Annotated in this window: 21 protein-coding genes; 15 read left to right on the top strand and 6 right to left on the bottom strand. The window is 62.4% G+C overall.

Annotated features, from left to right (window positions below):
- Positions 1–12 precede the first annotated feature (12 nt).
- On the bottom strand, positions 13–1,599 hold the full coding sequence (locus tag WHX56_RS04700; protein ID WP_129241787.1) for an ABC transporter substrate-binding protein: 1,587 nt from the start codon (positions 1,597–1,599) through the stop codon (positions 13–15).
- 115 nt (positions 1,600–1,714) lie between these two features.
- Here WHX56_RS04700 and mnmE point away from each other — a divergent pair, with 115 nt between their 5' ends.
- Positions 1,715–3,067 (top strand): tRNA uridine-5-carboxymethylaminomethyl(34) synthesis GTPase MnmE, encoded by a 1,353-nt coding sequence (gene mnmE / locus WHX56_RS04695; RefSeq protein WP_338880592.1) that lies wholly within the window; start codon positions 1,715–1,717, stop codon positions 3,065–3,067.
- A 13-nt stretch (positions 3,068–3,080) separates the two neighbouring features.
- On the opposite strand, the gene WHX56_RS04690 is transcribed toward mnmE, so the two are convergent.
- Positions 3,081–3,428: a winged helix-turn-helix domain-containing protein gene (locus tag WHX56_RS04690; RefSeq protein ID WP_338880591.1), complete on the bottom strand. Its 348-nt coding sequence runs from the start codon at positions 3,426–3,428 to the stop codon at positions 3,081–3,083.
- 50 nt (positions 3,429–3,478) lie between these two features.
- Between WHX56_RS04690 and WHX56_RS04685 the strand changes: the two genes are divergently transcribed.
- Positions 3,479–4,045 carry a hypothetical protein gene (locus WHX56_RS04685; protein WP_338880590.1) on the top strand — a complete coding sequence of 189 codons (567 nt, stop codon included), beginning with the start codon at positions 3,479–3,481 and terminating at the stop codon, positions 4,043–4,045.
- 140 nt (positions 4,046–4,185) lie between these two features.
- Complete coding sequence (locus tag WHX56_RS04680) at positions 4,186–4,791, top strand: hypothetical protein (RefSeq protein ID WP_338880589.1); 606 nt, start codon at positions 4,186–4,188, stop codon at positions 4,789–4,791.
- A gap of 17 nt (positions 4,792–4,808) precedes the next feature.
- Here WHX56_RS04680 and WHX56_RS04675 read toward each other — a convergent pair whose 3' ends face one another.
- Both WHX56_RS04675 and WHX56_RS04670 read right to left on the bottom strand, forming a co-directional pair.
- Positions 4,809–5,858, bottom strand: coding sequence for a Fic family protein (locus tag WHX56_RS04675; protein ID WP_338880588.1), 1,050 nt, complete (start codon positions 5,856–5,858; stop codon positions 4,809–4,811).
- A gap of 158 nt (positions 5,859–6,016) precedes the next feature.
- Positions 6,017–6,352, bottom strand: coding sequence for a hypothetical protein (locus WHX56_RS04670; protein ID WP_129241779.1), 336 nt, complete (start codon positions 6,350–6,352; stop codon positions 6,017–6,019).
- 150 nt (positions 6,353–6,502) lie between these two features.
- Here WHX56_RS04670 and WHX56_RS04665 point away from each other — a divergent pair, with 150 nt between their 5' ends.
- Positions 6,503–6,955: a GNAT family N-acetyltransferase gene (locus tag WHX56_RS04665; RefSeq protein WP_129241778.1), complete on the top strand. Its 453-nt coding sequence runs from the start codon at positions 6,503–6,505 to the stop codon at positions 6,953–6,955.
- A 45-nt stretch (positions 6,956–7,000) separates the two neighbouring features.
- On the opposite strand, the gene WHX56_RS04660 is transcribed toward WHX56_RS04665, so the two are convergent.
- Complete coding sequence (locus WHX56_RS04660) at positions 7,001–8,383, bottom strand: ClcB-like voltage-gated chloride channel protein (protein ID WP_338880587.1); 1,383 nt, start codon at positions 8,381–8,383, stop codon at positions 7,001–7,003.
- 489 nt (positions 8,384–8,872) lie between these two features.
- On the opposite strand from WHX56_RS04660, the gene WHX56_RS04655 reads away from it, so the two are divergent.
- The 5 genes from WHX56_RS04655 (at position 8,873) to WHX56_RS04635 (ending at position 14,212) form a co-directional block, all read left to right on the top strand.
- Complete coding sequence (locus tag WHX56_RS04655; RefSeq protein WP_129241776.1) at positions 8,873–9,550, top strand: response regulator; 678 nt, start codon at positions 8,873–8,875, stop codon at positions 9,548–9,550.
- Positions 9,540–11,024, top strand: a complete 1,485-nt coding sequence (locus WHX56_RS04650) for a sensor histidine kinase (RefSeq protein WP_422393638.1) — start codon at positions 9,540–9,542, stop codon at positions 11,022–11,024. The genes WHX56_RS04655 and WHX56_RS04650 overlap by 11 nt, the downstream gene beginning before the upstream one ends.
- A gap of 117 nt (positions 11,025–11,141) precedes the next feature.
- Entirely contained in the window at positions 11,142–12,140 is a 999-nt protein-coding gene (locus WHX56_RS04645) for a tripartite tricarboxylate transporter substrate binding protein (RefSeq protein WP_338880586.1), read from the top strand.
- 111 nt (positions 12,141–12,251) lie between these two features.
- The gene (locus tag WHX56_RS04640) at positions 12,252–12,689 is read left to right on the top strand and encodes a tripartite tricarboxylate transporter TctB family protein (protein WP_338880585.1); all 438 of its coding nucleotides are present in this window, start codon (positions 12,252–12,254) and stop codon (positions 12,687–12,689) included.
- Positions 12,686–14,212 carry a tripartite tricarboxylate transporter permease gene (locus WHX56_RS04635; protein WP_129241772.1) on the top strand — a complete coding sequence of 509 codons (1,527 nt, stop codon included), beginning with the start codon at positions 12,686–12,688 and terminating at the stop codon, positions 14,210–14,212. Before WHX56_RS04640 ends, WHX56_RS04635 begins: the two co-directional genes overlap by 4 nt.
- Positions 14,213–14,395: 183 nt before the next feature.
- On the opposite strand, the gene WHX56_RS04630 is transcribed toward WHX56_RS04635, so the two are convergent.
- Complete coding sequence (locus tag WHX56_RS04630; protein WP_338880584.1) at positions 14,396–15,562, bottom strand: pyridoxal phosphate-dependent aminotransferase; 1,167 nt, start codon at positions 15,560–15,562, stop codon at positions 14,396–14,398.
- Positions 15,563–15,674: 112 nt separating this feature from the next.
- On the opposite strand from WHX56_RS04630, the gene WHX56_RS04625 reads away from it, so the two are divergent.
- The 6 genes from WHX56_RS04625 (at position 15,675) to WHX56_RS04600 (ending at position 23,681) form a co-directional block, all read left to right on the top strand.
- Positions 15,675–16,709, top strand: a complete 1,035-nt coding sequence (locus WHX56_RS04625; RefSeq protein WP_338880583.1) for an AbrB family transcriptional regulator — start codon at positions 15,675–15,677, stop codon at positions 16,707–16,709.
- Between the two features lie 233 nt (positions 16,710–16,942).
- A complete protein-coding gene (locus WHX56_RS04620) occupies positions 16,943–17,149 on the top strand; it encodes a cold-shock protein (RefSeq protein WP_006216596.1) in 207 nt (68 codons plus the stop codon).
- A 2,281-nt stretch (positions 17,150–19,430) separates the two neighbouring features.
- A complete protein-coding gene (mnmG, locus tag WHX56_RS04615; RefSeq protein WP_338880582.1) occupies positions 19,431–21,350 on the top strand; it encodes a tRNA uridine-5-carboxymethylaminomethyl(34) synthesis enzyme MnmG in 1,920 nt (639 codons plus the stop codon).
- A 10-nt stretch (positions 21,351–21,360) separates the two neighbouring features.
- Positions 21,361–22,050 carry a 16S rRNA (guanine(527)-N(7))-methyltransferase RsmG gene (gene rsmG / locus WHX56_RS04610; protein ID WP_422393637.1) on the top strand — a complete coding sequence of 230 codons (690 nt, stop codon included), beginning with the start codon at positions 21,361–21,363 and terminating at the stop codon, positions 22,048–22,050.
- Positions 22,047–22,847 (top strand): ParA family protein, encoded by an 801-nt coding sequence (locus WHX56_RS04605; protein WP_129241767.1) that lies wholly within the window; start codon positions 22,047–22,049, stop codon positions 22,845–22,847. The genes rsmG and WHX56_RS04605 overlap by 4 nt, the downstream gene beginning before the upstream one ends.
- 9 nt (positions 22,848–22,856) lie before the next feature.
- Entirely contained in the window at positions 22,857–23,681 is an 825-nt protein-coding gene (locus tag WHX56_RS04600) for a GNAT family N-acetyltransferase (protein ID WP_338880580.1), read from the top strand.
- Positions 23,682–23,694: the final 13 nt, after the last annotated feature.

Genomic DNA, 23,694 nt, shown 5'->3' with positions numbered 1-23,694 from the left:
CCGAATCGCGCATTACTTCTTCAGGGTCGCGAACTGCGCAAGCGTGACCTGGTCGGGCCGGCCCTGATAGCGGATATCGTTCTTCATGGCCCACACCGACAGCTCGAAATGGATCGGCAGCATGGCGTAGTCGTCCATGGCGATATTGCTGGCCTGGGACAGCAACTGCGCGCGCTTGGCGTCATCCATGGTGGACGACGCTTCCTTGACCAGGGCATCCATCTTGGGGTTCGAGTAGCGGCTGCGGTTGGTGGTGCCCAGGCCCGCCTCCGGATTGCGCGTCACCAGCAGCGAGGTCAGCGCGTTGGACATTTCTCCGCTGGTCACCGACCAGCCCGCCAGATACGCCGAGAACGCATAGCTGTCGCGGTTCTTGAAGAACACCGGGGGCGCCATCGCGTCCACGCTGGTCTTCACGCCGACGCGGGTCCACATCGAGGCGATCGCCTGCGCCACCTTCGAATCGTTGACGTAGCGCCCCGAAGGCGAACCCAGCGTGATCGAAAAGCCGTTGGGATAGCCCGCTTCCTTCAGCAGGGCCTTGGCCTTTTCGACGTCGGCCTTGGGCGCCTTCGAATGCTCTTTGCTGGAACCGAACATCGGGTAGGGCAGCAGATTGCCCGCCGGCAGCGCCACGCCGCCCATCACGCGTTCCACCAGCGCCTCGCGGTTGATGGCCAGCGACAGCGCCTCGCGCACGCGCTTGTCCTTCATGGGGTTCTTGTCGGTGCCCTGCACGCCGGGCGAGGGCTCCGCGAACTGGTCCAGCGCCACGTACACCACACGCACCGACGGCGTTTCCTCGACGAAGAGCTTCTTGTCGCCCTTCAGCTTGGGCAGGTCGTCGGTCGGGGGATCCTCGATCATGTCGACGTCGCCGGCCAGCAGCGCCGCCACGCGCGCGGCGGCATTGCTGATCGGACGGTAGACCACGCGGTCCCATTCGGGCTTCTTGCCCCAGTAGTTGTCGTTGCGCGCCAGCACGAATTCCGCGCCCCGCTTCCACGACACGAACTTGTACGGGCCGGTGCCGATCAGGCCGTCGCCGCTATTGAGTTCCGTGGTCGTCTTGCCTTCCGCCGCGGGCCCCGACGCGGCCTTCTTGGACATGATGGGCAACTGCGCCAGGTTGACCAGCAGGTTCGGCGCCACGTCCTTGGTGGTGATGCGCACGGTCTGCGGATCCACCGCTTCGGTCTTCTCGACCGACCCCAGGTACAGCGTGAACGGCGAAGGGCTGTTGGGCACCTTGGGCACGCGCGCATAGGTAAAGACGACGTCTTCAGCGGTGAACGGCGTGCCGTCGGAGAACTTCACGCCGGGGCGCAGCTTGAAGGTCCATACCTTGCCGTCCACGGTCCAGGATTCGGCAAGCGCGGGCTGCGGCTTGAGCTGCGCGTCGGTCGCGACCAGCGTGTCGAAGATGGTCTGGGAGATCTGCGTATTGGGCGTGAGCGCGTGGTACTGCGGATCCATGGAGGACGGTTCGGTCTTCAGGGCGATCACCAGATCGCGGGCCATGGCCGAACTGAGTGTGCCAAACGCCAGAACCACCGCGGCCGAACCGCAGGCCAAGACACGCGAAAACCGAGATGCCATTGTGATCTCCCAGAGTTGTTTCGGGTTTTGAACCTCGGGGCCACAGTAACCACCAAACAAGCCCCCGCGCAACAGTTATATTCCCTTATTGTTCTCGCTTCGCCTACGCAGAAATATGTCCGCCTACGCCCCCATCGCCGCCATTGCCACCGCCCCCGGAAGAGGCGGCGTCGGGGTCGTTCGCGTGTCCGGCGCAGACCTTTCCAGCCTGGTGCGCCGCCTGTTCCAGCGCGAACTCACCCCGCGCCACGCGCACTACCTGCCGTTCAAGGCCGAGACCGGCGAACTGCTGGACGAAGGCATCGCCATCTACTTCCGCGCGCCGCATTCGTACACCGGGGAAGACGTGCTGGAATTGCAGGGACATGGCGGCCCCGCGGTGTTGCGGCGCGTGCTGGAAAGCTGCCTGACCGCGGGCCGCGACCTCGGCGTCCGGCTGGCCGAACCCGGCGAATTCACGCGCCGCGCCTTCCTGAACGACCGCATGGACCTGGCCCAGGCCGAGGCCGTCGCCGACCTGATCGACGCGTCGTCGGTGGCCGCCGCGCGCGGCGCCATGGCCTCCCTGTCGGGCGAATTCTCTGCACGCGTGAACGACCTGTCGGACCGCATCATCCATTTGCGCATGCTGGTCGAAGCCACGCTGGATTTCCCCGAAGAGGAAATCGACTTCCTGGAAAAGTATCAGGCGCGCCCCACGCTCGACGCGCTGACCGCGGACCTGGCCAGCCTGATCGCGCAGGCGCGCCAGGGCGTGATCCTGCGCGAGGGCCTGCACGTCGTGCTCGCCGGGCAGCCCAACGTCGGCAAATCCAGCCTGCTCAACGCCCTGGCCGGCGACGACATCGCCATCGTCACCCCGATCGCGGGCACGACCCGGGACAAAGTCGTGCAGGAAATCCACATCGACGGCGTGCCTTTGCACATTGTCGACACCGCGGGTCTTCGGGATACCGAAGACACCGTCGAGAGCATCGGCATCGCCCGCACCTGGCAGGAAATCGAACGCGCCGACCTCATCCTGCACCTGCAGGACGCCACCCAACCCGGCGACGAACTGGACGCCCAGATCACCGCACGCCTGCCGCCGCGCACGCCCGTCCTGAAGGTATTCAACAAGGTGGACCTGCTGGCCGCCGCCTTTGCCGCCGGCCCGGGGGAACTGGGCATTTCGGCCAAGGGCGGCATCGGCCTGGATGCGCTGCGCGCCGAACTACTGCGGATCGCGGGCTGGAACCCCGGCGCTGAATCCCCCTGGCTGGCCCGCGAACGGCACCTGCGCGCCTTGCAGGACGCCGCGGAACACCTGGCGCTGGCCGGCGAACACGCGGAACAGGACGACCGGGTGCTGGATCTATTCGCGGAAGAACTGCGGCTGGCGCATGACAGCCTGTCGAGCATCACCGGGAAGTTCACCAGCGACGATCTGCTGGGAGAGATTTTTTCCAGCTTCTGTATCGGGAAATAAAGATCGCTCGTGATCAGGCCTTCTTTGTGGCTTCGACAAGGCACGCGGACAGGCGATCAAAATGCTTAAGGGCGGCTTGAGTGAGGACCACGTTCTTGCGGCGGGCGTCTTCCGTATCGTCCAAGGTCAACCAGCCCTTTTCGCGCATCGACTTCAAGCGGGCGTGCAAAGTCGCGGGCGAGCCAATATCATCTGCCCTCATCACGTCACGCACCGACAATGAACGGTCTTCACGCGAGGCAAGGGCGATGAATGTCAGAATCCGTTCTTCCAACGGATCCAAGGATGGGAGAGAAGGTAGTCCACTCAACGCTTCTGCCAGACGCAGAAAGCGGATGTAGATATCTGCGGGGCGAGTCATGCTCTTCTATCACTAACGTCGCTCAAAACTCTAACCCACCGTCGCCTCACATGACAAGCGCGCTTGACCACCTGAAATGGGCTTCAGTTACGGCCGTGGCCTTTTTACTGAGCCTGGCGGCGAACGAGTGGGTGTTCACACAATCCGAGTTCGTGCGCGGCGTGAACTGGGTATATCTGCCGGCGGGTGTTCGTCTCTTGGCGACGCTTCTATTCGGGTTTGCAGGGGCAACCGGCCTTCTGGTCGCGTCTTGGATCGCGTGCTTCTTCTATTTCTTTCCGGACGATTTTCTTCGATCAGCGGTCGGCGGAGTGATCGCCACTGTAGCACCGTTGGCAGCGTACTTCTTGGCGCGCGAGGTTCTCAAGATGGGGAAGAACTTGCGGAATCTGACGCCTGCTGGCTTGCTGTTCTGCATCGTCCTCTACGCGCTTCTGAACGCTACGCTGCATTTCGCCTGGGCACTATTGACGGCCGTCAATCCCCCCGGCATTGAATCGCTTGTGGCAATGTTCATTGGAGACGCATCGGGAGCCCTGCTGATTTGCTACTCGATGAGAGGACTGCTGCTCATGGCCCGCTGGCGGCTGGCGAAGGGCTTTGCGAAGTCCCGGTAAGGCGAAGAAGCATGTCAGAGGCGAGAGGCAAGCCGACGGCATAAACGCGCAAGATACGAAAGATCACTTATGGCAATGTTCACACACAATCAGCCCAAATCGTTATAGAATTTATAACGATTTTTCTCCGGGAGATGTTTGTGTTCGATAAATTTGGCAGACCGTTACTTGGAATTGTCGCGTGTGTGCTCTTCCCCGTGGTGGCCTTCGGACTGTTCGTTGTCGGTTGGTACGTGTTCGCAAACATGGCAAGTTTCTTCGGCACCGCCGTGTTGGTGGCCGTCATTGTGGGAATCTTCATGAGGAAGCGCCTTCCTCCGAACTTGACTTTCAAACCGGGCGTCGTGGCTTTTATCGCCCTGGGCGCAGGGGTGCTTCTGACCGCTGGCGTTATGAAGACACAACGCGCGGAGGCGGCAAAGACTGAAGCGAAAGCCGCGCAAGAACAGAAACTGGTTGCTGATTACAACGCGAAGGCCCAACTTTTCTTAGCCGAGACACAGCTCGTCCGTAACCGCGCGGTGCAATACCAGGGCTCTTCACGATTCAGCGCCGTGGGCGCTCAAGAGTGTCGGACTGCCATTAAGAACGCGGAGAACATTTCGCCCAACCGACATGAGGCCTCATTCCGCGCTTGGTACAACGCCTGGTTCATGTGCGCCACCTACGCAGGCGACTCTGATTCGGTTCCCTCTCTCTCGGAATACGAGAAGACCCGTCCAAACTTGAAGGCCTTCCTGGGATGAGTTTCGCGACACGCATCTCAGCGCAATTCATACCAAGTCCCACGCCCACCCCCATGCTGGGCCAGGTGCCCTTGTTCCACCAGCATCCTGAAATGTTGCTTGAGCGTATTGCGGTTGCCGCTGGTCAGGCGGATCGCTTCGGCCATGGTGATGCGGCCATGCTCGCGCGTGAATTCGACGATCTTCAATGCCAGGTCCGGCAACTTGGCCAGCACCAGCTTCTCGCGCTCGACTTTGCGTTCCAATCGACGCACTTGTTGCGATAGGGCCCGCAGGAAGAATACCAACCAGGGTTGCCAGTTCGGCGCATCCGTTCGGATGCTGCCCTGGGTTTGTCGTAGTGCCAGATAGTAAGTTTCCTTACTCTGCTCGATCACGCTTTCGAGTGAGCTGTAAGGTACATAGGCATAACCCGCCTGCAACAGCAGCAAGGTGGTCAGCACCCGGCTCAAACGGCCGTTGCCGTCCTGGAACGGATGGATCTCCAGAAACACCACGATCCAGATGCCGATCAGCAACAATGGATGCAAACGCCCAGTGCTGCGCTCCCCGTTGAACCACGCCACCAATTCGACCATCAGGCGCGGTGTATCGAAGGGCGTGGCAGTTTCGAATACGACGCCTAGAGGCTTACCGTCTTCGTCGAACGCGGCCACGCTGTTGGTAGTCGTCTTGTAATTGCCGCGATGCCAGGCGTCCTTGTCACTGTGGGTCAGCAGGTCGCGGTGCAACTGGCGAATGTGGTTCTCGGTTAGCGCGATCTCCTGCCAGGACGAGAACACCAGCTCCATGACCTCCGCATAACCCGCCACTTCCTGCTCGTCTCGAGTGTCGAACGACTTGATCTGCAAGTTGGAAAGCAGGCGTTCGACCTCCCGGTCCGACAGCCGGCTCCCCTCGATCCGGGTCGAAGAGCCGATGCTCTCGATGGTGGCGACTCGTCGCAATGCTGACAGCCGATCGGGCGCCAGCGTGCCCAACGCACGCCAGGCCCCTTTGAATTCGTCAATACCTGCAATCAGGCTGAGAATCTCAGGAGTGATTTGAAGAGAGTCTGTGTGGATCATCGGAACCAATGCTACACCCAATTACACCCAATTTATGGGTTCGCACCATTGTTCCACCCGTTTACACCCATTTTCGGGGTAAAGGGCAATATTCAGATAACCGGTTGAAATGCAGCAGCGCAGCCCGGCTCAGTCCAGACCGCTTTTCATCGACAGGCTCAGCCGGTCACGGCCGCCGGATCCCGTTCCGGCTCCTCGCCGTCCAGGGTTCGGGCGGAAGCCTCCCGGCCGCGGTTTTCCAACACCCGATCCAGGCGCTCGGACAGCAGGCCCAGGTCCCTGGCCCGCTTGCCATGCAGCAGGCGGCCCAGCGCGTGAAGGTTCAAGGCCATGGTCCTCAGTTCGGCCAGTTCGTTCTCCGTGAGGGCAGCGCCCTGATTCTCGTTGAGTTCGATCCGGTCCAGCACGGCCGCGCAGGCATCGTGGAACTTGGAGTACTGCTCCCAAAGATTGGGCGGGCCATTACCCGCCGGAACGGACTTTTCGGGTGCCATGGACGCTCCTTTTCGGATCCGCGCAGCCCTCTGCTGTGGACACGCGGCATATTCTTATAAATTCTATAACTAATCCGTCGATCATTCCTGCGCGGGCCGGATACCCGTATATTTTCAATCCCCGATCGCTTTCCTCTCCCCGGAATCCGCATGCCCTTCGACATACGTCCCGCCACCGCCAGCGACATCGCCGCGATCGAGCGGATCGTCGCGGACGCGTATTCGCCCTATGTCCTGCGCATCGGCGCAACGCCGGGCCCCATGCTGGACGACTACCCCGCGCGCGTCGCGCAAGGCGTGGTCCACGTGCTGGAAACGGAAGAAGGCATCCAGGCCGTCCTGGTATTGATACCCGAAGCGGATTGCCTGCTGCTGGACAATGTCGCGGTGGCGCCCGGCGCGCAGGGGAAAGGCTATGGCCGCCATCTGCTGCGGTTCGCCGAAGACGAGGCGCGCCGCCGCGGCCATGCCTGGATCCGCCTGTACACGCAGGAAAAGATGACCGAGAACATCGGCATCTATCGCCGCTACGGTTACGTCGAAACGCATCGCGCCGAGGAGATCGGCCTGAAGCGCGTATTCATGAAGAAACCGCTTTTTTGAGCGGTTTCTCCTCCTTTCCCTAAAATACGAGTATTTGCTCGCAATTCAGGCGGAAGGCTTTTCTACTTCCGCTTCGCCGGAGACGGCATGCCGTGCCCGCCGGTTGCTGGCCAGCGACTTCGCATAGACGGAATCCGGCCGGATGCGGTGCGCGATCACGTAGCCGGTGACGCACGCCAGCATGAGAGGCAGCATGACTTCGTAGCTGAGCGTCATCTCGAAGATCATCAGGATCGACATCAGCGGCGCATAAGTGGTGGCCGCCAGCAACGCCCCCATGCCCACGATGGCATAGCTGGACACCGCCGACAGGTCTCCGGCCGGAAACAAGGCTTGCAGACCCGTGCCATACAGGGCGCCCAGCGCCGCCCCCACGAAGAGTGTCGGGGTGAAAACGCCGCCCACCGCGCCCGATCCGACGCTGGCCGCGGTGGCCAGCGTCTTCAGCAACAGGATGGCGGCCACGGCCTGCCATGCCCACTGCGTGTGCAGCATGCTGTTGACCACGCTGTATCCATTGCCCCAGACGGCGGGATTCACCACGGACAGCGCGCCCACGGCCACGCCGCCCACCGCCATCCTCGCCCACAAGGGAAACGGCAGGCGTCCGAAGGCGCCGCGTGCCACGTCCAGGAACCGCAGGAATTGCGGCGCGGCCAGGCCGGCGATCAGCCCCAACCCCAGGTAATTGAAGACTTCCCAGCCGGACACGAAATCGAACGGCGGCATGTGGAACACCGCGTCGTAGTGCAGGATCTGGCGCGTAACGATATTGGCCACCACGGACGACACGATCAGCGGCACCAGCGTGGCGGAGGCGATCGCGCCATAGACGATTTCGGAAATGAACAGCGCGCCGGCGATGGGCGCGTTGTAGGCGGACGTGATGCCAGCGGTGGCGCCGCAGGCCACCAACAGCCTCAGATGCCTGGGCGGGAGGACCAGATACCGCCCCGTCAATGAGGACAGCATCGCCGCCAGTTGCACCATGGGGCCTTCCCGGCCGATCGAAGCGCCGGAACCGATGGAAAAAATGGATGACAGGCTGCGGGCGATCGTCTGGCGGAACCCGATGACGCCCCGGCCGACGGAGATTGCCTCCATATAGTCTGCCGCGCCGCGCTTGGGCAGCCGTTTCGCGGCCATCTGCAGAATGGCGCCGGCGATCGCGCCGCCGGCGGCCGGCATCAGGAACCGCTGCCATGGGCTGAGCCCCCGCGCCAGGGACACCATGCCGTGGGGAGCATCGCCGCCGCCCAGCAGTATTTGCATCCAGCCCAGCAGTTCCCGGAAGACGACCGTCGCCAGCGCGCCCAACAGTCCCATCAGCGCCGCCGCGCACACGGTGGCGGGCAGATTGTCGGCCAGCAAACGGCTTCTCAGCCAAGTTGCCCAGCCTGAATTCTTGATTCGGATTTCTCTCGCCATGGCGCGATTCTACGGCGAAAGCTGCTCACTTTTTGTTCAGTCCCCTGTAAAGAAAGGCCCGGCTCCTCCCCCCGAATCCCTGGCTTCGAAGAACGCCTGGCGGGCCTCTGAGGGCCCCCAGAAAGGCAAAAAAGCAGGGATGCGGAAGGGCGGTTTTCGGAGTAAAAGTGCCGTTTTTGCCACCCGTCCTGGAAAGAAGGCCTGTGGATAACTCCTAAGCAGGCTGGTTGTGCACATGTTGTGGAGGCAAGTTGAACAAGCACCGGTTTCGGGTAGGGTCCAAAATCTTGTCCAACTTCAGCTTTTTTCCCACACAGAGTTCTTGCACAGGCAAAAACGGCTCCAAGTCGATGAAAAAGAAGAGGTTTTCAAGGTTAAGGTAGTTATCCACAGCCCTTATTAATCATTAGTCTTTATATAAAGAGAAATAAAGGAAAAGCCAAACATGTCTTCCCATTCCGCCCAGCCATCCCCCCCCGGACTCCGTCCATGCGCATCCTTCTGATAGAAGACGAAGCGGAACTTGCCCGCTGGCTTTCAAGAAGCCTGGCCAGGCATGCCGGCTTCGTGGTCGAGTGGGCCGACGACGGACTGGTTGCCGAACGGCGGTTGGCAGTCGAAGAATTCGACGCGGTCATCCTGGATCTCGGACTTCCTGGCATGGATGGCCATACCTTGCTGGCGAAGATCCGCGCGCGGGACGACCGTACGCCGGTGCTGGTCTTGACCGCGCGCGATTCGCTGGCCGAAAAAATCGGTACCCTTCACCAGGGAGCGGACGATTTCCTGCCGAAACCGTTTGTTGTGGAAGAGTTGGAGGCGCGTCTGATCGCGCTGATCCGGCGCAGCCGCGGACGCGAGCATCCGCGGCTCACCCTTGGAAACCTGGTTTTCGAGACTTCGGCCCAGAAATTCACGGTCAATGGACAACCCTTGCAGTTATCCCCACGTGAACATTCGGTGCTTCGGGTGCTGATCCAGAAAAGCGGCGAACCCATCAACAAACAACAGATCCTCGATCGCATCCTCACGGACGACGCGGACATCAACCTGGAGGCCATCGAGGTGCTGGTGCACCGGTTGCGCAAAAAATTGGCGGATACCGGCGTGCAGATCGTGACCATGCGGGGCATGGGCTACTGCCTGGAGAACGCTGTTGACAACTAGAAGTCCGGGAAAAACGGGATTTTTTTCTCCGAAAAAGCGGAATCGCACCCTGAAAACCCAGTTGCTCTGGTGGCTGATCCCGACGCTGGTGTTCGTGATGATGGGCGCGCTGTGGCTGTCGAACCATCAGTTGCGCAACCAGGTCGACATTGCCTACGACCGTTCGCTCTCCGGAGCGCTGCGCGCGATCGACCACAACATATCCACAGCCAGCGGTGGATTAGCCATGGAACAGCCGTACCTGATGCTGGAATTTTTCGAGCTGACGGCCAATGGCAGCGTTTTTTACCGGGTGGCGACCGAGGACGGCCTGGCGGAAATCGGCCATCCCGACCTTCCCATGCCCGCCGAACCCCTGGTCTCCGGCGAACCGCGGTTTTTCTACGCGACGTACCAGGGAACCCCCGTCCGGGTTGCGGCGCTGGCGCGCCCCATGGACCCTCCGCTGTACGCAAACAAAGGGGGACGGGTAGTGGTGCAGGTCGCGGAAGGCCTGGATACCCGCCAGGCCTTTCTGCACCAGGTCCTGGTGCGCTCCGTGGAACGGGACCTGGCCGTGGTCCTCATCAGCGTCCTGGTGATCATCCTGGGCGTTTTCATGGCCTTGCGGCCCCTGGTCCGTTTGAGGCAAGAGGTGGAAGGGCGGTCTGCGGACGATTTAAGCCCCGTCAGCGCGTCGGACATGCCAGGTGAGGTCCTACCCCTAGTCGCCGCCGTAAACCTCCACATGGCCCGTTTTGCGGCCCAGGCGAGGGTCCAGAGCCAGTTCCTGGACGACGCGTCGCACCAGTTGCGCACTCCCTTGTCGGTTTTGCGGACCCAGACGGCCTACGCTTTGCGCGAAACAGACCCCCAGGAGGTCCGTACAGCCCTTCTGGCGATGCAGGAGGGCCTGGACAGGGCTGTGCGCACCACCAACCAAATGCTCGCCCTGGCGCGCGCCAAGGACGCTTCCCTGGCCGAAGGCGGATTCGCGCCGGAATCGGTCGACCTGGTCGAGCTGGCCGACGGCGTCATCCGCGGCCTGCTTCCCACGGCCCGGGTCCGCCAACTGGACATCGGCCTGGAGGCCGAACAATCGTCGGTCGTGGTGCAGGGGGCCGATTGGCTGCTGAGGGAGGCGGTCAGCAATCTGGTGGACAACGCCATCCGCTACACCGCGCCCGCCGGGGAGGTCACCGTCCGGATACTGGCCGGCGCCGGCGAGGCCCGGCTGGTCGTGGAGGACAGCGGCCCGGGGATGTCCGCCGAAGACATCGCCCGCGCCTGCATCCGCTTCCGCCGGGGGGCGGCCGGCAAGAACAAGCCCGGCGCGGGCCTGGGGCTGGCCATCGTGGGCACCATCGCGGAAACCCTGGGCGCGCGCCTCGTCCTGGAAAACCGGGCGCCCTTGCCCGGCTTGCGGGCGGCCCTGGTGTTTACCCTTGGATCGGGCCCGGATGCTGCACCGCGTCATGAAAACGGCGGGTTTTGAAAGGTGTTGGAAAGCTTCGGTTTTGTACGGTTGCGTCAACTGGGGCAGCCAATGCGGAAAACCGCCACGGCGGGGCTTCCAGGCATACCTAGACCTATAAATCTCGGAGACGCAAGAATGCAGACCAGTCTGAAGCTGCGCCTGGCCGCCGTCGCGGCGCTTGGCGCGATCACCCTGTCCCTGGGCGCCGTCCAGGCGGCCGAAGAGCCCCGCCGTCCGGAGTGCATCGCGCCGGCCCAGCCCGGAGGCGGTTTCGACCTGACCTGCCGCCTGGCCACCGAAGGCCTCAAGCAAAGCGGCGCGCTCAAGAGCGCCATGCGCATCGTCTACATGCCCGGCGGCATCGGCGCCGTGGCCTACAACAACATCGTGGCCCAGCATCCCAACGAGCCGGGCACCATCGTGGCCTTCTCCGGCGGTTCGCTGCTGAACCTGGCCCAGGGCAAATTCGGCAAGTACAACGTCAACGACGTGCGCTGGCTGGCCGCCATCGGCACCGATTACGGCGTCGCGGTGGTTCGCAACGATTCGCCGTACACCGACCTGAAGAGCCTGATGGAGGCCTTCAAGCAGGATCCGACCAAGATCGTGCTGGGCGCCGGCGGCACCGTGGGCAGCCAGGACTGGATGAAGGCCGCCCTGACCGCCAAGGCGGCCGGCGTGGATTTCAAGAAGATGCGCTTCGTGGCCTTCGAGGGCGGCGGCGAAGCCGTCACGGCGCTGCGCGGCGGGCATATCCAGGCCTACATGGGCGACGCGGCCGAAGCGTTCACCATGCTGGAAGGGGGCGCCCCGATCCGTGTGCTGGCCGTGTTCAACGACCAGCGCCTGCCGGGCAAGCTGGGCACCGTGCCCACCGCCAAGGAACAGGGCTACGACATCGTGTGGCCGATCATCCGCGGTTTCTACGTGGGGCCCAAGGTGTCCGACAGCGACTACCAGTTCTGGATCAGCGCCTTCGACAAGGCGACCGGTTCGCCCGAGTTCAACAAGCTGCGCGAACAGCAGGGCCTGTTCCCGTTCAACAAGACCGGTCCCGAGCTGGACGCCTACGTGAAGGATCAGGTCAAGCGGTACGGCGAACTGGCCGATTCCTTCGGCCTGGTCAAGAAGTAAACGCCAGGCTTTTCTTCCAGGATTGCGCCCGTCAGGGCTCCTCCGCCGCGGTTTTCCCGCGGCGGCGGGAGAGGCTGCGCCGCGCGATGCGACTACAACGGAAACGTGATCATGAACGATCGAATATTGGGGCTGGCGGCGCTGGCGCTTTCCGCCTTCATGACCGCGGCGGGATGGGGGATCGAAGCCCCGTTCGCCTATGAGCCCGTGGGCCCGCGCGCCTTTCCCCTGCTGCTGGCGCTGATCATCGGCCTGTGCGGGCTGCGGCTGGTCTACAAGGGCGGCAACGCGGTCGAAGCGAATCCTCCGGGCGCCAACGGCCGCATTGCGCTGATGGTGGTGTTCGCGGCGGCCTATGCCTTCCTGTTCCAGTGGCTGGGTTTCGTGATCGCCACGTCGCTGATGACCGTGTTCGTCGGCCGCCTGTTCGGGGGCGGCTGGATCAAATGCGCCATCGGCGGCATCGTCATGAGCCTTTTCTTTTTCGTGCTGTTCGACAAGGTGCTGGACGTGGTCCTGCCGGGCGGACTGCTGGAGAGCCTGATATGAGCGGCATCCTCGATCATTTGTCCATCGGCTTCGGTGTCGCCTTCTCGCTGACGAACCTGCTGGTGGCCGCCATCGGATCCTTCTTCGGAACGATGGTGGGCGTACTGCCCGGCCTGGGCCCCATCAACGGCGTGGCGATGCTGATACCGATCGCCTTCGCCATGAACCTGCCGCCGGAGACGGCGCTGATCCTGCTGGCGGCCGTGTACGTCGGCGCCGAGTATGGCGGGCGCATCACGTCCATCCTGCTGAACGTGCCGGGCGAGGCCAGCGCCATCATGACGACGCTGGACGGCTATCCGCTGGCGCGGCAGGGGCTGGCCAACGTGGCCCTGTCGCTGTCCGCGTGGTCGGCGTTCTTCGGCGCCATCGTGTCGGTGGTCGGCATCATCCTGCTGGCGCCGTTGCTGGCGAAATGGGCGCTCGCGTTCGGTCCGGCCGAGTACTTCGTGCTGATGATTTTCGCGTTCTGCTGCCTGACCAGCCTGCTGGGCAAGCAGCCCGTCAAGGGCGTGCTGGCCGCGATGATCGGGCTGTCGATCTCGGTCGTGGGGGTGGACGCGAATTCGGGGGTTTACCGCTACACCTTCGAATCTGTGCACCTGGCCGACGGCATCGATTTCGTCGTCGTCGTGATCGCGCTGTTCGCCGTCAGCGAGATGCTGGAAATGCTCGAGAAAGTGATGGCCGGCCACAGCGTGGAGGTCAAGCCCAGCGGCCGCAAGCTCTTCAACCTGAAAGAGCTGGCGTTCACCTGGTGGAGCGTCGTGCGCAGCGCCTTCGTCGGCTTCGGCGTCGGCGTGCTGCCGGGCGCGGGAGCCAGCGTGGCCGCGGCCGTCGCGTACTCGCAGGAAAAGCGCATCATCGAAGCGAAGGATCCGGACGCCAAATTCGGCAAGGGCGACATGCGGGGCCTGGTGGCGCCGGAGGCGGCCGCCACCGCGTCGGCCATCGGATCGTTCGTTCCGATGCTGACCCTGGGCGTGCCGGGTTCGGGCACCACCGCGGTGATGATGGGAGCGCTGACGCTCTACAACATCACGCCGGGTCCCGTCCTCTTCGATTCCAAGCCCGAACTGGTGTGGGGGCTGATTGCGTCGCTGTTCGTCGCCAACGTGCTGTTGTTCATCATGAACGTGCCCCTCGTGCGCCTTTTCTCGAAGGTGCTGTCGGTGCCGGGCTGGCTGATGGTTCCGGGCATTCTGTGCATCAGCTACATCGGCGTGTACGCGATCAACGCCGGCACGTTCGACCTGCTGCTGGTGGCCGGCATCGGCACGCTGGGCTACTTCCTGCGCAAGCTGGGTGTGCCGATGGCGCCGCTGGTGCTGGGCGTGGTGCTGGGGAACATGATGGAGCAGAACCTGCGCCGCGCCTTGTCCATGACGGACGGCGACGTGGGCGTGCTGTTCGCCAGCCCGGTCTCGATGGCCTTGTGGGCGGGCGCTGCCGCGGTCGTGATCGTGCCGCAGATCATGCGCAGGCTGCGCGCGGCGAAAAAGGTTGCCGCCGATCCGGTTTGACGGATGCCGGCGCGTTCGAGGAAGGGCCTGTCGGACGCGCCGCACCTTCGCCGGACGTTGCATTGGGGCGCCTGTCGGCGCCCCTTTTTTCATTCGTGGAAAACAGCGGAAAATGAATGTGAGCTTTTATTCATATTTTCGGAAAAGTGCTGTTTTCAAGGGATGAAAGCGACTTTGTGACGATCAGACCTGCGCCAGCCGTTCCAGCGCGGCGTCCAGCGTGGCGTCCTTTTTGGCGAAGCAGAATCGCACGATCCGATGGTTGGATTCCGGCGCGTCGGGCTGGCGGTAGAACGCCGATACGGGAATGACGGTGACGCCGTGCTTCACGGTGAGATCGCGCGCGAAGTCAGCTTCGCCCTGCCTGGAAATGTCGCTGTAATCGGCCAGCAGAAAGAACGTGCCGGGGCTGGGCAGCGGGCGGAACCGGGTCTTTTCCAGGCCTTGCGCCAGGTGGTCGCGCTTGGCCTGGTAGAAAGCCGGGAGATCCAGATAGGGCTTGGGATCCCGCATGAATTCGGCCAGCGCGAACTGCATGGGCGAGGGCACGGTGAACACCATGAATTGATGCACCTTGCGCAGTTCGGCGCTGAGCTGGCGAGGGGCGCAGCAATAGCCGATTTTCCAGCCGGTGGTGTGATACGTCTTGCCGAAGGAAGAAATCACGAAGGCGTGTTCGGCCAGCAGCGGACGGCGCGCCACGCTGGCATGCGGCTTGCCGTCGAACACAATGTGTTCGTAGACCTCGTCGGACACCAGCAGCACGCCGGTGTCGCGCACAATGGCTTCCAGCGCGTCGAGGTCGCTGTCCTCGAGCACGGCTCCGGTGGGGTTGTGCGGGAAGTTCAGCATCAGAAGGCGCGTCTTCGACGTGATGGCGTCGCGCACGCGCTGCCAGTCGATGCGATAGTAGGGGTCGCCTTCGGTGGGCGCGCGCAGCGGCACGGGCACCGCGGTGCCGCCCGCCAGCCGGATCGCGGGCAGGTAGGAGTCATAGCAGGGCTCGATGACGACGACCTCGTCCCCGCTGCCCACGGCCGCTAGCACGGTGGCCATCAGCGCCTCGGTCGCGCCGCTGGTGACGGTGATCTCGGTTTCCGGATCGTAGGCATGTCCGTAGAGGTCGCGCGTCTTCGCGGCGATGGCCTCGCGCAAGGGGGCGACGCCGGGCATGTAGGGATATTGGTTGTGGCCGTCCGCCATGGCCTTGGACACCAGCGCGCACAGGGCGGGATCCGGATCGAAGTCGGGAAAGCCCTGGCCCAGGTTGATGGCCTTGTGTTCGATGGCCAGGCGGCTCATCACGGTGAAGATGGTGGTGCCAACGTCGGGAAGTTTGGATCGGATCATGGTGAACGAGAGAGTGGACGCTGCTAGCAAAGAGAGTTTTCGTAAGTATCCCACTAACTCATAATTCGGTTTTCTCTAAGCTAAAGACGCGGAAGGGGGCGTAGTGCGGAACATGTTGTGGAGGGTGCTGGGCGGTTTTGCGATTGCGCTGGCCGGGGCTTTGCTGGCGGTGTGGGTGCATATTCCCTTGCCGTGGATGCTGGGCGCGCTGCTGTTGACCGCCGCCACGCGCATCGCCGGGCTGGGCACGGCGTGCCCGCGGCCGGCGCGCAACGGCGGGCAGTGGGTGATCGGAACGTCGCTTGGGCTGTATTTCACGCCGCAGGTGATTGGGCACATCGGCAGCAACGCGGGGCCCATCATTGTGGGCATGCTCTTCGCGCTCGGGCTGGCATTCATGGGCACGGCGATCCTGCGCCGCTGGACCGACGCGGATTTCAAGACGGCCTGGTTTTCCTCGGCGATAGGCGGGGCAAGCGAAATGGCCAGCCTGGCGGAACGCCACGGCGCGCGCATCGATCGCGTGGCGACGGCGCACAGTGTGCGCGTGCTGCTGGTCGTCGTGACGGTGCCGTTCATTTTCCAGTGGTGGGGCGTGGCGGGGCTGGACCCCACCGTGCCGGGCCCGCGCGAGGTCCATGGGCCGGGGTTGGCACTGCTGGTGGCCCTGACCTGCATCGGGGGCACGGCCTTCATGAAGCTGCGGCTGCCCAACCCCTGGGTGCTGGGTCCGATGCTGGTCGCCATGATGCTGACGGCCTCGAGCATCGAATTGTCGGCCTTGCCCGACTATGTGCCGAAGGTGGGGCAGTTGTTCATCGGCTGGTCGCTGGGCGATCGCTACCGCCCGGATTTCTTCCGGGCGGCGCCGCGCTTCATCGCCGCGGTGGCGGGCTTCACCGTGACCGCCCTGGCGTTGGCGTTCGGCCTGGGCGCGCTGCTGTCATGGTGGTCCGCGGCGCCCATTCCCACCTTGATCCTGGGTACGACGCCGGGCGGCATCGCCGAAATGGCAATCACCGCAAAAGTGTTGCAGTTGGGTGTGCCCGTGGTCACCGCGTTCCACGTCACGAGGATGGTGTTCGTCGTGATCGTCACGGGGCCGCTGTATGCCTTCCTGGCCCCGCGGCAGGCGGAATCGGCGTAAATCGGACGCGTTCCAGTCTGAAAAATACGACATTGGGGAAAACAACTATATGAGTCTGTAATGCGTGATGAGTATGCTGATCACGCAGTTGATTCAAGCAGCGCGCGGACTCGTTCTGCAGCATGGCGGCAAGCGGGAACGCAGCAGCAACGCAGGTGTCACTACCGGTCGTTCAGTTCTCACGGCGTCCTTGATTCATTGCATTTCGAGTTAATTACAGGACGCTAGAAAAAATGGCTCAGAAGGGCAAAGTTAAGTGGTTCAACGCTGACAAGGGTTACGGTTTCATTACGCCGGACGTCGGCGGGACCGACGTTTTCGCACACTTTTCCGCCATCCAGGGCCGCGGTTATCGCAGCCTGAACGAAGGCCAGGAAGTCGAATTCGAAGTCAAGGATGGTCCGAAAGGACCTCAAGCGGCCGAAATTCGCCCGCTCTAAATCGGGAAATCCCAATTTCCCGTCCGCCAGGTTCGGCCTGGCTACAACGCCCCAGGACCTTCGGGTCTGGGGCGTTGTTTCGTTTGGGGCCCGGATTTTCTCCCCGCCTTTGCTTTCTGTTAGTGATCACTAACATATTCTCGACCCGTGGATAAGTTTGTGGATAATTATTTTTGGGCATGAGTATTTTCATGCTCAGTAATGAAGCAGGCAGGTTATCCAGGCGGCGGGTTTGCGTAGTTATCCCATTTTTTCGCGAATGACCAAACATCGCTCCGGGCCTATTTCAGGAGCGTGGCGCTTGCGCGCGCAGGAAAGAGAAAACACCGCTTTTCCCCAGTAAATGCGCGTGTTTAGCGTGCTTTCCACGGGATTTTCGGCCAGGGCCTGGGTATGGGCGGGATTATCTTTTCGACCTGTTCCAGGCCTGTTTTAGGGCAACCGGGGACGGTTGTTCACAAAGATATCCCCATCCCGGTTATGCACAGAATTACACCTTTTTGACTTCGGATCCATGCTCCGCGCCTGTGGATAGAAATGGGGATAGGAGAGCTGGGCCAGACTTTCGGATACTGCTGCGCCCTTCCGCGCGAGGTCCGGGCGCCCAGAATACTCGTCGGGTGGACTCAGGCTATCGGGATGAAGCGCATCGGCTACCCGGACGTTGTCTGCGGGTTTTCCACAGCATGCGTGGGATAAGGCGATCTCACCCAAATGGATGATGGCGCGGCGTGCGGGAGCGGAGCAAGATAATTGCGTGGTCAATGAATCTTGCAGCGACGGTTTTCCCGAACTCGGCAAACCAGCGAGATGAATACCGCATTCAATAACGTTGGGGATAAGTCGACGAGGGAATCGCGGTTGGCGATTTTGACCGCTGGATTGAGCCAGGGTTCCCTGCGGGTGAGGACTGTCGTCGGGCTGCTTGCCTGCACGCGTGGATTGGCGGTCACTCCGACCTTATCCACAAAGTTTTCCACGGCTGTGAGCCGCCTTGCCGTGGCGTTCGTTGGGTTGTTCTCAACGGACCAAGCTGTCACCGTATAAATGAAAGACAGGCTCCTCTCATAGGGGAGATGTTGCGCATTTGTGCATTTTCATGGATCTGAGCGGTTTGCACATCAGGCATTTCGCTGTCTTGATTGCTGCTGAACGCAGCTTCTGTTCATCGACTTATCCCCAGAATTGTTCCACGTGAAACGTGCCCTGACTGCTCGGTCGGGGTTGGCACAGTTGTTGATAACTTTGTTATGAAAGTTGGGGTGATTATCAAGCACGGAAGACGCTGGGCCATGGGTTTCTAGTTTGCCTGGGGTGACCCTTTGGTGAGGCGAGCGGCTGCTTTTCGAAAGCAAATCCAACAAAGAAGGGGACAGAACTAGAACCGCCTACTTCAATTGGAGCGGACCTTGATGGGACGGGTCATCCGAATCGAGAGTTTGAGTCCTTGGATTTCATTGTTTAGAGGGTCTAGTGGATCTCATGTTTCACGTGAAACCAAGAAAAAAGAGTGTTTTTAGGGGTAGGGGTAGGGTAGGGTGGAAAAAATCACTTTTTTCTCAAAGCCGCCCTCAACGAATATCAGGCGAAGAGCTTGAGTATGCTTGGGTTTATTGGGAAATTCTCGTATCGGCCATGCTTAGTTGAATCGATGTTCCACGTGAAACAGCCCCTCGATAACGGCATACCAATGGATGTTTCACGTGGAACATAGTCGGTGGCCGTGAGGAGGATATGACCGGCAGCTTCCTTTCGGGGCATCCACTCCCGAAGTGGAGTGATTGTTCAAGCTCTTTCCTGCGCCCGAACGCCAGGGAAGCAGAGAGGATTAGCCGAGCCGGTATTAGGAAATCGTTCCGATGTTTCACGTGAAACATCGGCGGAGGAGATCGCTCTCGTTCGCAGTTCACGGTCGTCTGACAGACCAATATCCCGATTGGAGACAATCAGGCGAGCCTATCTACGCCGGCAAAGAGAGGATAGGTACTCGTTAATCCGGTGTTTCACGTGGAACACTCCAAAAGAACCCAGCCTGTTCTCTGGCGATCCGGTGGGATTATGGAAGCGCGCCGCCGCTCCAAGCGCTGCTGTTTCACGTGGAACATAGCCAGGAAACACCGGCAGATGCCGACATATTGTGTCTGGCCGATGCGATGACGTTGCCATTTGCCTACGTCATTCAAGTTCACGGCGAAGCTTTGCTGCACCGAAACATGTTTCACGTGAAACATGCTATCCCTGCCTCTATAATGAGCACCGAACGCTCTCTTACCTCCCCATCATGGACTATCCCCGCGCATTCGATGTCATCGTCGTAGGTGGCGGCCACGCCGGCACCGAAGCGGCTTTGGCTGCCGCACGCACTGGCGCCAAGACGCTGCTGCTCACGCACAACATCGAAACCCTAGGCCAAATGTCTTGCAATCCCTCCATTGGCGGGATTGGCAAGGGCCACCTCGTCAAAGAAGTCGACGCCCTGGGGGGCGCGATGGCTTTGGCAACCGATGAATCGGGGATTCAGTTCCGCATCCTGAACGGGTCCAAGGGGCCGGCGGTGCGAGCGACCCGCGCTCAAGCGGATCGCGTGCTGTACCGCAAGGCCATCCGTGGCCGTCTGGAGAACCAGCCGAACCTGTGGCTGTTCCAGCAGGCCGTCGAGGACTTGATGGTGGAAGGCGACCGCGTAGTCGGCGCCGTCACCCAGATCGGCCTGAAGTTCCGCGCCAAGACGGTAGTGCTGACCGCGGGGACCTTCCTCAACGGCCTGATCCACGTGGGACTGCAGAATTACTCTGGCGGCCGGGCAGGGGATCTTCCCGCGATTTCCCTGGGGCAGCGCCTGAAAGAACTGAAGCTCCCGCAAGGGCGCTTGAAGACGGGCACGCCTCCGCGTATCGATGGCCGCTCCATCGACTACAGCGTGCTGGAAGAGCAGCCGGGCGACCTCGATCCGATTCCCGTGTTCTCGTACCTGGGCAACGTGGCGATGCACCCTCGGCAACTGCCGTGCTGGATCACGCACACCAACGCCCGTACGCACGACATCATCCGCGGCGGGCTGGACCGATCGCCGATGTACAGCGGCGTGATCGAAGGCGTGGGCCCCCGCTATTGCCCCTCCATTGAAGACAAGATCCACCGCTTCGCTGACAAGACATCGCACCAGGTCTTTCTCGAACCCGAAGGCCTGGATACGCACGAGGTCTATCCGAACGGCGTGTCGACCAGCCTGCCGTTCGACGTGCAGCTCGATCTGATCCATTCCTTGCCCGGCCTGGAGAACGCGCACATCCTGCGGCCGGGCTATGCCATCGAATACGATTACTTCGATCCACGTGGATTGAAGAGCACGCTCGAGACCAAGGCGATCGGCGGCTTGTTCTTCGCCGGCCAGATCAATGGCACCACGGGCTACGAAGAGGCGGCGGCACAAGGCCTGCTGGCGGGCACCAACGCGGCGCTTCTGTCGCTGGACCGCGAGCAATGGACGCCGCGGCGGGACGAAGCCTATCTGGGCGTGCTGGTGGACGACCTGGTCACGCGCGGCGTGACCGAACCCTATCGCATGTTCACCTCGCGGGCCGAATACCGCCTCAGCCTGCGCGAAGACAACGCCGACCTGCGCCTGACGGAAATCGGCCGCCGGCTTGGAATCGTCGACGATGTGCGCTGGGATGCCTTCAACCGCAAGCGCGACGCGGTGGCTGCGGAAGTCGAGCGCCTGAAGTCTTCCTGGGTGAATCCGCGCTTGCTGCCCGCGGAAGTGGCGGAGCCCCTGCTGGGCAAGGCGATTGAACGTGAGTACTCACTAGCAGATCTGCTGAAACGGCCGAACGTTTCCTATGACGCCTTGATGGCCGCCCGCAATACGGACGGCACGCTGCTTGCCGGTCCGGGGGTGGCGGAAGACGAGGTGCTTGCCGAACAGGTCGAGATCCAGGTCAAGTACGCCGGCTATATCGCGCGCCAGCAGGACGAGGTCCAGAAGCACATCGCGCACGAGCAGCAGCCCATTCCCGCGGACGTCGACTACGACGCCGTGACCAGCCTGTCGTTCGAAGTGCGCCAGAAGCTCAAGGCGCATCGCCCCGAGACCGTCGGCCAGGCCGCGCGGATCTCGGGCGTCACGCCCGCCGCCATCTCGCTCCTTCTCATCCACTTGAAGCGCCTGCACTACGGCTCGCGCAAGCAAGCAGCATGAAGGCAGTCCAGTGAGCGCCCGCGCCGATCAGGCCGGAGCCGACATGGCCGGCCGCCTCTCTCTCGCGTGCGAGCAATTGGGGCTGGCCGCCGATGCCGGCGCAATGGCCAAGCTGCTGGACTATCTGTCCCAGATGCAGCGCTGGAACCGCACCTACAACCTTACGGCGATCCGCGACCCGCAGCAGATGCTGGTCCAGCACCTGTTCGACAGCCTGGCCGCCGTAGGGCCCTTCAGCGAGGCGCTGGGCGCGCCCGGCGCCGCGGCCAAGATCTACGACGTGGGATCGGGCGGCGGCTTGCCAGGCGTGGTCCTGGCGATCATGCGTCCCAACTGGTCGGTGACCTGCGTGGACGCGGTCGAAAAGAAAACCGCATTCGTGCGCCAGATGAGCGGGGCCCTGGCCTTGCCCAACCTGCAGGCGCGCCATGCCCGCATCGAAACGCTGGATCCCGCGGAGTGCAACATTGTCACGTCGCGGGCCTTCGCTTCCTTGGACGATTTTGCGCAACTCGCAGGTCGTCACGTGCGCAACGATGGTACCCTCGTCGCCATGAAGGGCAAGCTCCCCGAGGATGAGATCCAGGCGTTGCATGCGCGCGGGGAATGGCAAGTCGACCATATTCAGCCGCTGCGCGTGCCGGAGCTGCAAGCGGAACGCTGTCTGATCTGGATGCGCCGTAGTCAAGGAACCCTATGAACAACATACCCCCCAGCACGACCGCCCGCGTATTCTGCATTGCCAACCAGAAGGGCGGTGTGGGCAAGACGACGACCGCCATCAATCTGGCGGCGGGGCTTGCCACGCACAACCAACGCGTGCTGCTGGTGGACCTGGACCCTCAAGGCAACGCCACGATGGGCAGCGGCATCGACAAGAACTCGCTCGAGTCGAACCTGTACCAGGTGCTGATCGGCGAGGCCGGCATCGAGCAGGCCCGCGTCCGATCGGAATCGGGCGGCTATGACGTGCTGCCCGCCAATCGCGAGCTCTCCGGCGCCGAGATCGACCTGGTGCAGATGGACCAGCGCGAACGCCAGTTGAAGGCCGCGATCGACACCATCTCGAGCCAATACGACTTCGTCCTGATCGACTGCCCGCCGACGCTGTCGCTGCTGACCCTGAACGGACTGGCCGCCGCCCATGGCGTCATCATTCCGATGCAGTGCGAGTACTTCGCGCTGGAAGGCCTGTCCGACCTGGTCAATACCATCAAGCGCGTGCACCGCAATATCAACGACGACCTGCGCGTGATCGGTCTGCTGCGCGTGATGTTCGATCCGCGCATGACCTTGCAACAGCAGGTGTCCGCCCAGCTCGAAGCGCATTTCGGCGACAAGGTCTTCAAGACCGTCGTGCCGCGCAACGTGCGCCTGGCCGAAGCACCCAGTTACGGCATGCCGGGCGTGATCTATGACCGCGCGTCACGCGGCGCGCAGGCCTACATTTCATTTGGTGCCGAAATGATCGAGCGCGTAAAGAAGGACTTGAAGTAAGCCGTACCCATGTCCGCTTCCACGCGCGTTGCTCCAATACAGACGATCGCCCGCCGTACGCCTCCCGCGGACGCGCGCGACAGTCTGCGCGCGCGCCTGGAAGAGGCCGCGCTGAACGCGACGGCGGTCGGCCCGCAGGTGTTTTATGATGGCTGGCTGGTGCGCTTCGCGCATTCGGCGGCCAAGCGCGCGCGCAGCGTGAATGTGCTGGGGTTATCCACACGTCCGTTGGACGAGCGGCTGGCGTATTGTTCATCGTTGTATGCGCGCCATGGCTTGCCCATGGTGCTGCGCATTACCTCCATCGGCCCCGATTTTTCCCTCGACGCCGAACTGGAGTCCCGCGGCTATACCTTCACCGACGAGACCCGTGTCATGTGCGCGCCGCTCGCTCCCAGGCCCCGCGCCGGGAGCGACCTGCAATTCCTTACGGTCGATGCCGATCGCTTCGCGGCGGCGGTAGGGGAAATGCGCGGCTCGTTGCCCGAGCACGCCGCCGAACACCGGACGCGTCTTCAAGGGCTGGCTGTGGATATCCTGCCGGTGCTGGCGACGGACGCGGCGGGGCGAAGCGTCGCCGCGGGCCTGGCCGTCCGCGACGGAGATCTGCTGGGCCTGTTCGACATCGTTACCGATCCGGGGCAGCGGCGCAAAGGCTACGCCGGCGCCCTGGTGGAACACTTATTGGCGGAGGGCGCCGCCGGCGGCGCCACGACGGCCTATTTGCAGGTTGAGCCGGAAAATTCAGCCGCGCGCGCCTTGTACGGCCGCTACGGTTTCAAAGACTGTTACGCGTATTGGTACCGCCTGCCCGCCGAGCACGCGGACGCCTGAGCCTTGCTCGAGA

The organism is Achromobacter veterisilvae (genome assembly GCF_037619525.1).
Lineage (GTDB): Bacteria > Pseudomonadota > Gammaproteobacteria > Burkholderiales > Burkholderiaceae_B > Achromobacter > Achromobacter veterisilvae.
This window is presented reverse-complemented; position numbering and strand designations above follow the sequence as displayed.